This window comes from Frankia sp. AiPs1, from assembly GCF_023716945.1.
GTDB lineage: Bacteria > Actinomycetota > Actinomycetes > Frankiales > Frankiaceae > Frankia.
This window is the reverse complement of record NZ_JAMQQF010000119.1, coordinates 1-14,145: the sequence shown is the minus strand read 5'-3', so window position 1 is coordinate 14,145 and position 14,145 is coordinate 1. Positions and strand designations below refer to the sequence as shown.

10 protein-coding genes are annotated in these 14,145 nt (G+C 69.7%); 5 read left to right on the top strand and 5 right to left on the bottom strand.

Annotation, left to right across the window (positions count from 1 at the left end; genetic code table 11):
• Window positions 1-360: 360 nt before the first annotated feature.
• Window positions 361-1,728, top strand: a complete 1,368-nt coding sequence (locus ND748_RS13400; protein WP_251746132.1) for a PKD domain-containing protein — start codon at window positions 361-363, stop codon at window positions 1,726-1,728.
• A gap of 6 nt (window positions 1,729-1,734) precedes the next feature.
• On the top strand, window positions 1,735-4,500 hold the full coding sequence (locus tag ND748_RS13395) for a serine/threonine-protein kinase (RefSeq protein ID WP_251746131.1): 2,766 nt from the start codon (window positions 1,735-1,737) through the stop codon (window positions 4,498-4,500).
• Between the two features lie 146 nt (window positions 4,501-4,646).
• Here the strand turns inward: ND748_RS13395 and ND748_RS13390 are convergent, their stop codons facing one another.
• On the bottom strand, window positions 4,647-6,077 hold the full coding sequence (locus ND748_RS13390; RefSeq protein ID WP_251746130.1) for a DUF2786 domain-containing protein: 1,431 nt from the start codon (window positions 6,075-6,077) through the stop codon (window positions 4,647-4,649).
• 161 nt (window positions 6,078-6,238) lie between these two features.
• A complete protein-coding gene (locus tag ND748_RS13385) occupies window positions 6,239-6,688 on the bottom strand; it encodes a group II truncated hemoglobin (protein WP_251746129.1) in 450 nt (149 codons plus the stop codon).
• A gap of 430 nt (window positions 6,689-7,118) precedes the next feature.
• On the opposite strand from ND748_RS13385, the gene ND748_RS13380 reads away from it, so the two are divergent.
• Both ND748_RS13380 and ND748_RS13375 read left to right on the top strand, forming a co-directional pair.
• Window positions 7,119-8,483 (top strand): helix-turn-helix transcriptional regulator, encoded by a 1,365-nt coding sequence (locus tag ND748_RS13380; RefSeq protein WP_251746128.1) that lies wholly within the window; start codon window positions 7,119-7,121, stop codon window positions 8,481-8,483.
• A gap of 527 nt (window positions 8,484-9,010) precedes the next feature.
• Window positions 9,011-10,309 carry a phosphotransferase gene (locus ND748_RS13375; RefSeq protein ID WP_251746127.1) on the top strand — a complete coding sequence of 433 codons (1,299 nt, stop codon included), beginning with the start codon at window positions 9,011-9,013 and terminating at the stop codon, window positions 10,307-10,309.
• Window positions 10,310-10,421: 112 nt separating this feature from the next.
• Here the strand turns inward: ND748_RS13375 and hisD are convergent, their stop codons facing one another.
• Together hisD and hisB are read right to left on the bottom strand one after the other, a co-directional pair.
• Window positions 10,422-11,756 (bottom strand): histidinol dehydrogenase, encoded by a 1,335-nt coding sequence (gene hisD / locus ND748_RS13370; protein WP_251746126.1) that lies wholly within the window; start codon window positions 11,754-11,756, stop codon window positions 10,422-10,424.
• Window positions 11,753-12,343 carry an imidazoleglycerol-phosphate dehydratase HisB gene (hisB, locus tag ND748_RS13365; protein ID WP_308205635.1) on the bottom strand — a complete coding sequence of 197 codons (591 nt, stop codon included), beginning with the start codon at window positions 12,341-12,343 and terminating at the stop codon, window positions 11,753-11,755. Before hisB ends, hisD begins: the two co-directional genes overlap by 4 nt.
• A 326-nt stretch (window positions 12,344-12,669) precedes the next feature.
• On the opposite strand from hisB, the gene ND748_RS13360 reads away from it, so the two are divergent.
• Entirely contained in the window at window positions 12,670-12,843 is a 174-nt protein-coding gene (locus ND748_RS13360) for a hypothetical protein (RefSeq protein ID WP_251746124.1), read from the top strand.
• A gap of 138 nt (window positions 12,844-12,981) precedes the next feature.
• Here the strand turns inward: ND748_RS13360 and ND748_RS13355 are convergent, their stop codons facing one another.
• Window positions 12,982-14,121: a WD40 repeat domain-containing protein gene (locus ND748_RS13355; RefSeq protein WP_251746123.1), complete on the bottom strand. Its 1,140-nt coding sequence runs from the start codon at window positions 14,119-14,121 to the stop codon at window positions 12,982-12,984.
• Between the last annotated feature and the right edge of the window lie 24 nt (window positions 14,122-14,145).

Genomic DNA, 14,145 nt, shown 5'->3' with positions numbered 1-14,145 from the left:
CCCCGCGACCAGCCGACGCCGGGCCCCACCACCGCACCCGCCACCCCGCCGGCATCCGCAGGCCCGCGCACACCCACCAGCGCGCCGTCACCGTCCACCCCGCGCACGCCCACACCGGCGCAGACACCGTCCAACCAGACCCGCCGGACACCGTCCGCTCCACGCGCGGGTGGCGGTCCCGGGACGACGACAGCACCGCCGCCAGGTCCGGGCCGGACACAGACCACGCCTCCCCCGGCCGTTGCCGGCCCCTCCGGCCAGAACCCCGGCGGCGTCACACCGCCAGCCGGTGATCCCGGCACCGGCCAGCAGTCCGGCGACACCCAGAATCCGCCGCCCGGGAACGGCAACCAGCCGCCGGTGACGGCGGCCGTCACCATCGAGGCCAGCACGACCACCGCCACCGTCGGCGACGTCGTCCGACTACGTGCCACCGGTGCGGGCCTCGTCTCGGCGACCTGGTCGTTCGGGGATGGCACCCCGCAGGCGACCGGCACGAACGCCAGCCACGCCTGGACCGCCCCGGGCCGGTACACCGTGTCCGCCAGCGCCACCCTCACCGACGGCCGCACCCCCACCGCCAACGCCGAGATCGTGGTCACCGCGAAGCCGGTCGAACAGCCGGCCGCCACCGGCCCGACCGCCCGGCTCACGCTCGACCCCGCGACCGGCAGCGCGCCGCTCACCGTGACCGCCGACGCCGGCACGTCCACCGCCGGCAGCAGCCCCCTCACCACCTACGTCATCGCCTGGGGCGACGGCACCACCGGTAACGGCCGACGAGCCACCCACACCTACCCCCAGGCCGGCACGTACACCGTCACCGTGACGGTGACCGACAGCGCCGGACGCACCGCCACCGCCGCCGCCGCGGCCCAGGTCGCCACGGCGGCAGCCACCGGTCCGACCGCCCAGCTCAGCGCCCGCACCAGCCAGGCCCGGGTGCCCGCCACGATCACCGCCGACGCCTCGGCCTCCACCGCCGGCTCCAGCCAGATCGCCACCTACACGTTCGCGTTCAGCGACGGCGCCACCGTCGGCCCGCAGGCAGCCGCCACCGCCCAGCACCAGGTGACGGCCGCCGGCACCTACACCGTCAACGTCACCGTTCGCGACCAGGCCGGCCGCACCTCCACCGCCGCCGCCACCGTCCAGCTCACCGCCCCCGCCGCCACCCCGCCCAAGGCCGCTCTCACCGTCGGGAACTTCAGCGGAAGCTCCTACTCCGCCGGAGTGCGGGCCTTGTCCGCATCGGAAAGCGTCGCGGGATCATCGCCGATCGTCAGCTATCGCTATGAATTCGGCGATGGCACCCCGGGGACCACCATCAAAAGCACGGACAGCTATCAGATAGCTGGCCACAACTACGAGGTTGGCACCTATCAGGCATCCGTGACCGTCACGGACCAGAACGGGCTCCAGTCGACGGCGACCGCGACCGTGGACACCGAGTACAGCATCTCCTTCGCCAAGCAGGCCGCAGGTTCGTCTCCGGGTGGTACGACCTGGACTGTCACCATCAGCGGGAACGGCGGTAGCAACGGCGAGGCCATCCAGTCGGTGACCGGGCAGGGACTGCACGACGACGGCTGTTCCGGTTACGTCTTCCTGATGGGTGGGAGCAAATGCACCGTACAGGTCGATGTTCCCGCCGGTACGGCGTCCAGGGTCATCACCGTGCGCAGCAACGCTCGGAACAACCCGGCCACCTACGACGTGGCCCAGTAGGCCGTCGTGTTCGTCGAGCGCTCCCAGGTCGAGGCCGCGCTGCCGGGATACGAACTGGGCCGCGAACTCGGCTCGGGCGCGAGCGGGGTCGTGCTGGAGGCGCAGCACCGGCAGATCAACCGCCGGGTCGCCGTCAAGGTCCTGACCCGGGCGGGGGAGAAGGCGCGGGCCGGTTTCCGGCGGGAGGCGGACGTCCTCGCCGGACTGGACCATCCGCACATCGTGCGGATCTACGACTACGTCGAACGCGGCGACCTGTCGATGCTGATCATGGAGCATCTGTCGGGTGGGACGCTACGTTCCCGCCTGTCCCGCACGACACCAGCGGCGGCCTGCGCCGTGGGCCTCGCCGCCGCCGACGCCCTCGCCGCCGCGCACACGGCCGGGGTGCTGCACCGGGACGTCAAGCTGGCGAACATCCTCTTCGCCCGCGACGATGCGCCGAAGCTCGTCGACTTCGGTATCAGCCGGTACTTCGGCGGCAGCGCCACGTCGGTGGAATCGATCGCCGGCACGCCCGGCTACATGGCACCCGAGCAGATCGGCGGCGGCCGGGTCGGCCCCGGTACCGACCTGTACGCACTCGGCGTGGTGCTGTACCGGCTGCTGTCCGGCCGCATGCCGATCGACCCGGCCCTGCCGGTCGCCCACGTCTGGAAACGCCAGCTGGACGGTCCCCTGCCGGCCCCGGTCGGCGTGGCCGAACCGCTCACTGCGGTCATCGTCCAGGCGCTGCAGCAGGCCCGGGCCGACCGGCAGCAGTCCGCGCGGGTCTTCGCCCGCCAGCTCGCCGAGGCCGCTGCCACCGTGTTCGGCCCCGGCTGGCTCGCCACCAGCGGGATCATCGTCCGCGCCGAACGGGACATCCTCGACGCCGCCGAGCCTCCGCCCGGCGCACCGCCCCTACCTGGCGTCCCTCCCCCGCCTGCGGCCCAGCCCCGACTTCCGGTTGCGGGCACCTCCGGGCCGGCGCGGACGCCGTCCCAGCCACCCTCTCCGCCGCCAGCGTCCTCATCCCACGGGTCAGCTCCGCCGCCTCCGTCTCCGTCTCCGTCAGGTCGGCCGCTGCCGGCAGCGGCGACTCCCGCCACGGCGGCGAAGGCGGACCTCTCGCCCCCGCCACAGCCGGTCCCAGGTCGTCCCACCCGGCCACCCCCACCCGCACTCGACCCGCCGACGAGGCCGACTCTGCCGGCTGCCGACTGGTTGGCCCGGCCTTCGACCTCCCGGTCTCCGTCGCCTTCGACCGAACGGCCGCCACCGGCTTCGCCCGACAGGCCATCCCGGCCGTCGACGGGCAGGTTCGCGCGGCCATCTCCAGACCCGGCGGACCCGCCATCGGCGCCGCGTCGGCCATCAGGTTCCTCGCCGTGGGCTCGCCAGACGCCGGCCGCGGCCAACCCGGCCGGTGGCGCGAGGGTGCCGCCGCCGGTGCGGCCAGCGGTGCTGGACGGCGGTGACGGGGACGGCGACGGGGACGGGGACGGCAGTCTCATGATCAGCACGGTCGCCGACGTCCCGTCGCAGCGCCGGCCGGGTGGCCGGCGCAGTCTCCTGGTCGCGGCTTCGGCTGGCCTGGCGGCGCTGGTGATCGCCCTTGTGCTCGTCGTTCGTCCGGGCGGCTCGACCGGCGGCGGTCCATCGAAACCCGGTGATCCCGGCGCGGCCAACGGCCAGGCGACCGTGACCGTGGCCGCGCAGATCGGCAGCGCGGTGGGCCCGGACCGCCGGCTGGTCGACGCCACCACCACCGGCGCGGAGGCGACGAAGGCGATCATCACCGCGCTCGCGGTCGGGGACGACGGAGTGCAGGTGGCGGTGGGACGGCGCACGTCCAGCCTGGCCCTGACCGGACCCACCGGTACGAAACCCGTCGTCTGGCTGCGCGAGGACGGGCCGGGGTGGCACGCCTTCGCTCTTCCACTGCCGGCTGGCACCCAGTCCGGGACCGTCTCCGCCGTCGCGTTCCTGGCCGGGCGTGGCTTCGTCGCCGTCGGCGCGGCCGTCGTCGAGCGCAGCGCGAGCCCCTCATCGGTGCCGACCACCGCTCCACCAGCCACCGCTCCACCAGCCGCCGCTCCACCAGCCGCCCCACCGCCGGCAACCGATGGCGGTGCCACGGCCGATCTGTCGAGCCGGCCGGCACTGTGGCGATCCGCGGATGGCCGGAACTGGGGCGTTCTGCCCACCTCCGGCGGCCTGACCGGCGAGGTCACGGGACTGGTGACCCATGATGGCGGCCTGCTCGCGGTCGGTCGGCCCGCAGGCGCCCTCGGCGACGGTGCCGTGTGGCGCTCGGCTGAGGGGACGTCGTGGACGCGCCTGGGCACGCCGTCCCTCGGCGGCCCGGCCGAGCAGCATGTCGACCAGGTCGTCGAGCTTGCCGATGGGTCACTGCTCGCTGCCGGCAGCGAACTGTCCGGCAGTGCGACGGTGACCAGACTGCGTCACTCCAGCGACGCCACGTCCTGGCGGCTGATCCAGACGACGCTGCCCCCCGGGGTGCTCGTGCACGCGTTCGCCCTGCTGTCCGACGGCCGGGTGCTCGCCGCCGGTTCGATCGCCGGCGACGGCCCGGCTTCCGAGCAGCCGGCTGTCCTCGTCGGCAGCCGCACCGGCGAGGGCTGGACCGTCCACCCGGTCACGATGGCCATGCCCACCCGACTGCTCGGCGCCGCCGTGGTCGACGGTGCGGTGCTGCTCACCGGCGCCGACGCCACGATGGACACCGGCACGCCCACTGCCGGCATCTGGTCGCTGCCACCACTGTGATCACGCCATGCTGGCCCGCCACCCCTCCGGGCCTCGGACCCACGGCACCGGCGGTCGGCGGTCGGCGGCGGCGGTCGGCGGTCGGCGCTGCTCCCGCCGAGGGGCACGAGGAGACCCGCCGCTGACGGGGCAGCCCGGCGCGGTCGCTATCCGGGTCGGTCGGCGGTCACCTCGTCGCGGGTGAGCAGGGAGGCGAGGTCGGCGGCGGCCCGGCCGGACGCCCAGCCCTCCCGGTCGGTCGCGCTCACCGACCGGGAGACGATCTCCGGGAACATCGTCTCGGCTGCTTCCCGGACGGAGTCGGTGCGGGCGGCGAGCACGGGCAGCAGGCGGCCGTCACCCGCCTCGGCTGCGGCCTGCTCGCTGGCCTGCTCGGTCGCGGCCATCAGGCGCTGGCCGATGCGGACCGCGAACGAGGCGAGGAACGACTGGCGGAACGACCGGGTGCGGGATCGCCCGGCGCGGTCCTGACGAGACCCGGCCCTCATCATCGCCGTGGTCGCCTGGACCAGCAGCGACGTGTAAAGCAGCTCCACGGCGTCGAGGTCGGGTTGGAAGCCGATCACCGTCGCGAACCCCAGGCTCTTCGACCACACCGAACGGCACCGGTTCGCCTCGGCGACCACGTCGAGCAGGCTGGCCTTGGCCACCTCGTAGGGATTGTCGATGCCGACCCGGCAGCCGGCCGGGGTGTCGCGGGAGCCCTCCGCGTCCCCGGCCGCCGCCGCAGCGAGCAGCGCCTCGTCGATGCTGTGCCGGGCCATCAGCTCCTGCGCCTTGGCGGTCAGCGCCTCGGCCTCTTCGGCGAACTCGGTCGACTCGGCCTTCGCCAGCAGCGCGCGGACCTTGTCGAGGATGCGCGGGTTGGTGTTCGGGTCGGACTCCGATCCGGCCCTCGGGTCGGCCGGTCCGCCCCGACCGGGACCGGGACCGGGGCCCGAGGCGGAACGTCGCACGGTCCCCGGCAGCGGACCCAGAGACTCGATCTCGGGCAGGACGTGCAGCAGGTTGAGCAGGTCGAGCGTGGCGGCGACCACCTCCGTCCGGCCCTGCCCCTCCCGGTCGCCCCAGGCGTCGAGCCACGTGTCGTCGTGCTCCCACCACACGGTGGCGTCGAGTGACCGAAGCTGCGCCTTCCACCGCTCGTCGACGGTGTCGGGCGCGTACCGGCGCAGCTGGAGCGCGATCGCGTCGACGGCGAGCCGCGCGTGGCGCGGACCGGCCCGACGAGTGATGATCCGGTGCACGTCAACCGGCTGCCAGCCGCGCTGCCAGGTGTCCTCGACGACGCGCTCGACCCAGCCGGCCAGACATCGGTTGACGGCCCGATGGCCGATCGGGCCGCCCGGCGCGGCGACCAGCGACTCCACGTGCGCCGTCAACGCCTCGTCATCCTGGGCGAGCAGGGCGTTCAGCGCCGCCGCGACGAGCAGGTCGGCTGCCTGCGTGAGCAGCTCCCGCTGGTCGCGTTCCTCCCGGTGGAACGGCCCCGCTCCAGACCCGGCAGCCTGAGCCCGGCCGCGGCCCGCGCGGGCCTTCTGCTTGGCCTTGCGACGTTCTCGATTCCGGCTGCCCATCATCACCTCGCGCGCTCGGACCCGCCTGCCGGTCGCTCTCGGACCCGCCTGCCGGCTCCGAGTATCGCAACCCTCACATGCCGGCCAGAGCGGATCGACGGAGGGGTAACCGGGCCTTCCCGTGGTCTCGACCTGGCTCGTCGAGATGCACGCCAGGGAGTTCAGCGCTGCAGCCCGTTCCACGACCATCGCGCAATGGCCAGGCCGCCCGGAACGTCGTCGGCAGAGTCGTGGTAGCGCGACATGGTTGTCGTGGTGGCCCAGGTGAAGTAGTCGTGCAACGCCTGGCGGACGGGCTCGCCGAGTCTCGGCCTGACGTCCGCCAACGCCTGGTCGAAGCAGGCGATCGCCCGGCGGTCCATCTCCTCGTGCGGGCCGTTGCCGCTGTGCATCCGCACGACCGACGTCTCGTCGCCGTAGGCGGCGGAGTAGGTGGCGGGTCCGCCGAGGGCCTCGGCCCAGTACGCGGCGAGCCGCTCGCTGTGCCGCGGATGGAAACCGTGGCTGAACGCGTGGCTGACGACCTCGTCGGCCAGCACCCGCCGATGCCACGCCTGCGCCAGCCGGAGCAGACCCTCGCCGCCGCCCGCGGCCTCGTACATGCTCTGCATGACCCGAGGATGCCCCGTCCCGATCCCAGTCGACCACCGGGACCAAGCCCGACCACAACGACGCTGGGCGACCGATCCGATCCCGCCGCATCATCCCGACACGACCACGACCACGACCACGACCACGACCACGACCACGACCACGACCACGACCACCGGAGCATGCGGCCGACGAGGACCACCGCCAACGCTGCGGCCGCGGGTCCCCTCGGGACGCAGCGACGCCGCGCATTCCTGCGGGACCCAGGGTGCCGGAGAAACCGTCTAAAGATGCCTTCTTGCTTTCACCCAAGGCTCACCTGCGTAACCCTGATGCCGATTACTGCCAACGACCCTCGGCCGTAAATCTTGCCTCAATATCTCGACGGTGGCAGCATGGGGGCCAAGATCGCACGAGCTGCGGCGAGGTGTTCCTGTGGAGCGACAAGAGGTGCGCGACACCGTCGACTCCGTGCTCCGAAAGGCGCGGCTTCGCCAGCTCGGCAGGTGGGAGACGGTCCAGGAGATTCACCATGCCTGCGGCGTCGGACTGCTGCGCGCCCACCGCCTCGCTCATGGTTGGACGCTCAAGGACGTCGTGTCCGCGATCAGGGAGCGCGAGGGCGCGAGCACCGCAACGCTGACTCATCAACGCCTGTCGAGATGGGAGACCCACGGCGAGGTACCCAGCACTCGCTACCTGCTCGCGCTCTGTCGCCTTTACGAGACCCGGCCGGACCGCCTCGGCTTCGGCCGTGACTTCGAAGCGGCGAGCAGATCGTCTCCGCCCGTGGTCCCGGCTGGCGACTTCACCCGGCCACAACCACCAGGGCAGCCCGACATAAGACGTTTCGACATGGTCGACCTCCAGAAAGTCAGAAGCCGGCTGCGCGACGTCCTCGAACCCGCCGCCAGCAGCAATCAGCTCGTCGACTGGTGGGAAGGTCGAGCCGAGTTCTACAACGCCGCATATCGGCGCATGCCGCACGAGGAGCTTCTGGCCAACGCCGCGCACGACTTCGAGTTCATCGTGATCGCGCTGGAGAGACGACAGCCGCTGAGCCAGATGCACCGCCTTCACCGCGCGTCCGCGATGGTCGCCGGCGCTATCGGTGTCGTGTGCGTGGACCTGGGACGCCCGGAGGACTCGTATGCCTGGTTCGGCATCGGGGAGGCGGCCGCCGCGCAGACCGGCGACCGTCATCTCCACGCCTGGATACGCACGCGCCGGGCTCTGGCTGTTCTCTACTACGGGACTCCGGAGGAAGCGGCGAGGATAGCACGAGCAGCCGCCGAGATCGCCGGAAGGAACTCATCCGTCGCCATGGCGATGGCCCCCGCGGTGGAAGCCAGAGCGCTCGCCCGGCTGGGCCGTCAGCGGGAGGCCGAAGATGCGCTCAAACGCTTTCGGGCAGCTTACTCGCGATACGCGGCCTCCGACCAAAAGGACAGTGGGCTGATCTCTTTTCCCGGGTACAAGGCTCGCTTCTACGAGGGGAACGTGCTCGCCCGGATCGGCTTACATTCAGCAGCCCGCGAAGCCCAACGCGAGGCGCTGCTCCAATACCCCAGGAGCGACCGAATCGATCCGGCTCTGATCCGCATCGACCACTCCATCACGCTCCTGGGCAGCGGATATGTCCTGGAGGCCCTGGCCGAAGGCGAACGGACACTCAGCGCGCTTTCCCCCGCCGATCGGGGAGGAACCGTCTCAGCCCACGCCCAGGAACTCGCAAGAATGGTGCCGGGCAGTCAGCGACGAAAAGAGACCTACCGACGGTTCATCGCCCTGATGAACGACACGGAGGACTCATAAGGTCCTGCGACACACCGCCCAGGGCGCACGCCGGCGGCTCAGGATCGACGGCGGTCCCGGGTTCGACGGTGCCAGGATCGACGGCGTGGCATGGAGACCGCTCCAGCTGATTTCGACCTGCCAGAAGGCCACCGTTCCGTCGCATCCGCGATGTGCACTCCACGGGACCGGGCCGGGCCGCCGGCCAACACGGCCGCGCGAGGCGGTCACGCGGATAGCGCAGACCCCGCCGCCCGCCCTGCCAGGCGCGGCACGGTGGCCGATCACCAAACAGACGTGATCCACCTCACGTATCCACTCATCACCCCACGTCAGGGCCACAAGAAACACACAATGTCGACACCACGGAAACACTCCGGTAGGCTATCCTATCGATCGGTCGGAGACTGCACATCTTCGCCGATCTCGCCGATCGTGCTGCCCCACGAGCGATTCCCTGCCCGCCGGAACGGTCGGCCACGCAGGCATCTCCGGCTCAATCGGGTACGGCGCGCAAAGACGACGCCCGTCGCGAGGAAGGACACACCTTGACCGACACGCTACTCGCCGCCCAGCGCCTCCAGTTCACGGATCGCCCACGGGCGGAGGTCATCGTCAAGGGGTTCGTCCGTGATCTGTTTGACCTTGACATCACAAGCGTCGAGCTAAGGCCGAGCAGCGTCTCACTCAATTCGATAAACGGCCTGATGTTCCTCCGCGACGGTCGAGCTCTTTTTTTCAAGACCCACACCGAACCCGACAGTCGGATCGACGAATACTACAATGCCAAGCTCCTCAAAAGCGCCGGCTATCCAGTCGTGGATCCTGTTTTCGGGTCGACGAGATCCGGCCGGCAGTTGCTCGTGTACGAGGTCATCGATGCTCCGACCCTGTTCGACGAGGCATGGCGCGCCGAGCAGGGCAGCACAGCCACCCTGGCGGCACTCGCCGAGGCTCAGCATCGGCTGGATCGGACACTGGCGCGTGTGCAGTTCTCGACGCTGGAGTGGCAGGAGGCAGACGAGGCGGCCGGCGCTCCCGTCCATCAGCTCTTCTTCCATCGTCTGATGGGCAGACGCCTCGACGAGTTCCTCAACCGCGAGCATACGTACGAAGCCGGCAACAGGATGGTCTCCGTCGAGCAGATCCGGCGACTGGAGTGGAACATCAACGGTCAGCGCTACTCGACGAACCTTGATCATCTTATCGATGAAGCCGCGAAGATCCTTGATCCGCAAAAGCCCGGTCCCAGCATCGTCGGGCATGGGGACGGGCACAACGGGAACGCATTTTTCCAGGGTTCGGAGAGATGTCCCAAGTACTTTGACCCCGCGTTCGCGGGACGCCATAATCCACTACTCGATTTCGTCAAGCCGCTCTATCACAACGTGTTCGCGATGTGGATGTACTTCCCTGACCTCAAACATCAGGAGACCACTCTCGCCAGCACGGTGGAAGACGGTAGAATTTGCGTGGAGCACGACTACTCGCTGCACCCGGTTCGACAGATGTTCCTGTGGAGCAAGTTCTCGAACGTCATCGTTCCGATGGTGTCGGAACTTCGAAACCGCGGTTGGCTGCGCGACGACTGGCGGCGGTATGTGAAGAGCGCGCTGCTGTGCTGCCCGCTCCTCACGGTGAATTTCGGAGACCGCAGTAAATACTCCGCCAAGATCGCCTGGTTGGCGCTGTCCAGCGCCGTCGAGATGGGCGCGGAGAGCGGTGGCAGACGTAGCATAATAGATCAGTTTCTCGACGAGGTCGAATTGCAGACTTCGGGCCTCTCCTCCGAACGGCCGGTCCGGGTGGTCCCCGCGCCGACCGCTCCGAGGGAGCAGGTGAGCTGATCAGCTTCTCGTTCGAGCCGGGACAGGTCGACTGGTCATTCTCGGCGCGGCGACGAGGCCGCCGAGGTCCGACCGTAGGCACCGGTCTCGCGCTGACTCCTACAGCTGAATCCTACAACAGCCGATTACGGGCCAGAATTGCCTCCCGGTGCGCCGGAAAGCCTTCGTGTTCGGCAAGTGTCGCCGCCGTCCTGCTGATTTTGGCGAATGCTGCTGCGTCAGCCTCGACGACGGCCGATCTCTTGACGAACGCGTTGACCGTGACCCCACTGGACACATCGGCAAAACCACCCGTGGGCAGGATAGCCGGACAGCCCAGCACGAAGTTTGCGCTCGATATCGGCGTCCACCGCCCCACCAGGATCTCACCTGCGTTGCGTATCAGAGCCACCGCGGCCGCGGGATCCTCGACGAGGATCTCGAGGTGCTCCGGCGCGTAGCAGTTGATGACCTCCGCGCCCTCGCGGACGTCATCAACCAGGACCACGCCGCCGTTCTCACCCAGAGACTTTGCAGCAAAGCCACGACGCGGTTCCGGTAGTTGCGCGAGCCGATGGGCGATCTCCTCCTGCACCTCCTGAAGGATGGCAGGACTGTCCGTTACCAGGACGCTTGCCGAGTCTGGTCCGTGTTCGGCTTCGTTCAGCAGGTCGGCGGCCAGCAGATCGATCTCCGCCGATCCGTCGGCGAGGATGACGCTTTCGCTCGGCCCCATCATGTTGATCGATGTACTACCGTACGCCTGGGTGAGGAGCTGGGCACATACCACCGCCGGGCTGCCGGGGCCGAGAATCTTCCGAACAGCCGGTATCGTTTCCGTCCCGAAGGCGAGCGCCGCGACTCCCGCCGGTCCGTTAGCCCGATAGATTCTACTGATTCCCAGCTCGTCGGCCGCGGTCAGGACCGCTGGATCCACAGAGCCATCGACCGCAGGTGGTACGACCACGGCGACAAGGGGGACTCCGGCGGTTCTGGCCGGTACTCCGAGCTGCATCATGACCGAGGGATAGGATGCTTTCCCGCTGGGCACGAAGAGCCCCGCGCTGGCGATGGGAGTTATCTTTTCTCCCATACGCAGGCCCGGGCTGACCTCACGGCTCCACTCCGCACCCGAAAGAATCTCCTCGTTGAATATTCTGATGTGTTCGATGCTGTCCCGAATAGCCGCCAGGACCTCGGGAGCCACTTGTTCTCGGGCGCGCCGAACTTCCGCCGTGCCGACGATCAGCCGATCCGCGGTGAAGCTCGGGTCGTCGTACTTCCGGGTCGCACTGACCACCGCCTCGTCGCCACGGCTGCGCACGTCGTCGACTATCTCGGAGACTTCGGCACGTAGCTCGTCAGTGACGAGTGCTCCGGCCCGTCCGCGATTCAGCAACAGCGTCTTCGAAGCCGGGTCGATCTCCTTCCAACGTCCCCACTCCCGTAGAGGTCGCTGCAGGCTCACAGAGTCCCCTTGGTGCTGGGCACACCCACGATCCGAGGGTCGAGCGCGCAGGCGGCGCGCAGAGCCCGCGCGACGCCCTTGAACTGGGCCTCGACGACGTGATGCGCGTTCCTCCCCCGCGTCACCTCGATGTGCAGGCAGATACGGCTGGCCGCCACGAAGGACTCGAAGATGTGCCGGGTGAGCGTCGTGTCGAAGGTGCCGATCATGGGGGCGAGTCCCGCCGGCTCGTCGTGAACCAGGTAGGGCCGGCCGGACAGGTCCACCACGACGTGCGCGCGGGCCTCGTCCAGAGGAACCGTCACATCGGCGAACCGGGTGATGCCGGCCTTGTCGCCGAGAGCCTGCTTGAATGCCTCACCCAGCGCGATGGCCGTGTCCTCGACGGTGTGGTGCGCGTCGATGTGCAGGTCCCCCACCGTCTTGACCGAGAGGTCGAAAAGACCGTGCTTGCCGAGCTGCGCAAGCATGTGGTCATAAAAACCCACACCGGTCGAGACATCCACGACGCCCGAACCGTCCAGGTTCACCTCGACTTGCACATCTGTTTCCTTGGTAGCACGCTTCACGGCACCGATTCGAGTCACCTTTATGTCCTTTCATTCTCGATCGGAAAAGCTCGAGTTGCGAGACCCGAGGTTCCAGGCAAAGGGTAGCGTACCGCCGTGTTCGGGGGAAGGCGGTCGGTCGGGAGAGAACATGAGGACGACGATGAGGACGACCGCCTCCTATCTTCTAAGCCAATCACGGGCTGCTGACCTGCACATCCCTCTCCCGAGCGGCGAGTCCGATCCACCCGGCGTGCACGAGATCCGTGCACGCCATGCACGAACGTCGTGCCTGGCCTTGCCGCGACCTCTCCCGCGGCGAGACGCTGAAACGAGGGCAGACCAGCAAGACAAAGGAGATGATCATGACCATTGTGTTGGTTGCCGGACTGACGATTGGACTGGTGCTCGCGAACGGCTGCCTGCTGTGCTGCCTCGTGCTGCGGTTGGCCGACGACCGGCGCGACGTCACGGATGCGCGTCGTCTCGAGCGTGCGGCCCAGTACCACAACGAGCGCATCGAAGCGCAGGACAGCTAAGGCGAGAACAACCGGCACGCGGATACGGTGATACGACTGCTCGAACAGCCGAGTCGCTGCCGTCTCGTTCAGGCTCGTTCAGGCTCGTTCAGGGTCATCGCCGCATCGCCCTCGCTCGCATGGTCGGTTCGGGGTAGGTCAGCGTTCGGCCCCCGGGGATCGGGCAGGGGCGGCCCACAGCCGAATCGTGTGGTCGCGGCTCCCGCTGGCGAGGACGCGACCGTTCGGAGAGAACGCGATGGACTGCACGAAGTCGCTGTGGCCGGCCAGGGGCGGTCCCAACGGGCGGGGTCGGGAGCGGTCGGTCACGTCCCAGAGCCGGACTGTCTGATCGAAGCTGGCGCTTGCCACCGTGCGGCCGTCCGGGGAGAACAGCACCGACCACACCGTGCTGGTGTGCCCGGTCAGCGCCCCGCCCAGCGGCGCCGGGGCGGCCGGGTCGGTGATGTCCCACAGGCGCAGGGTCGTGTCCTTGCTGCCGGTGGCCAGCGTCCGCAGGTCCGTGGCGAACGCCATCCCGTACACCGATCCGCGGTGACCGTTCAGGAGCCGGCCGAACATCCGAGGATGGGCCAGATCGCTCATGTCCCACAGACCCACCGCGTTGTCGCCGGCCGGACCGGCCAGGACCGTACCGTTCGGGGCGAGCACCGGCCTGGCCCAGCTGTTGTCGGTGTGACCCGTCGGGAACCGGCTGACCAGCCGCGGATGGGCCGGGTCGGCCACGTCCCACACCTGCACGACGCCGTCGGTGTCGCTCTCGACGAGGGTCCGGCCGTCCCGGAAGAACGCCACTGCGCTCACCGGACCGGAATCGGTGGGCGAGACCATCGTGGGCGGATGCGGGTGGGCCGGGTCGGAGACGTCCCAGAGCCGGACCGTGGCGTCCCAGTTGCCGGTGGCGAGCAGGTGGCCGTTCGGGGAGAAGGCCAGCGACACCACGCCGCTGGTGCGGCCGGGCAGGGGCGGGCCGAGCGCGCGGGCGTGGGCGGGATCGGCGACGTCCCACAGCCGGACCGTCCCGTCCTTACCGGCGCTGGCGAGCAGCCGCCCGTCCGGGGCGAACATCACCGACGTCACCCAGTCGGTGTGGCCGGTCAGCGGCGGCCCGAGCGGATCCGCGGCGGCGCGGTCGGCCTCCTCGTGGCCTGCGACGACGGTGACCACGGTGACCGCCAAGCCGGCGGCGACCAGCAGCAGCGCCGCCGCGGCGACGAACCGCCGGGGGGCGACGCTGGTGGGCGGCCGGCCGTCCTCGTCGGCGCCCACCCTGGTCACCTGGCCGCCCCGTGTCCCTCAGGC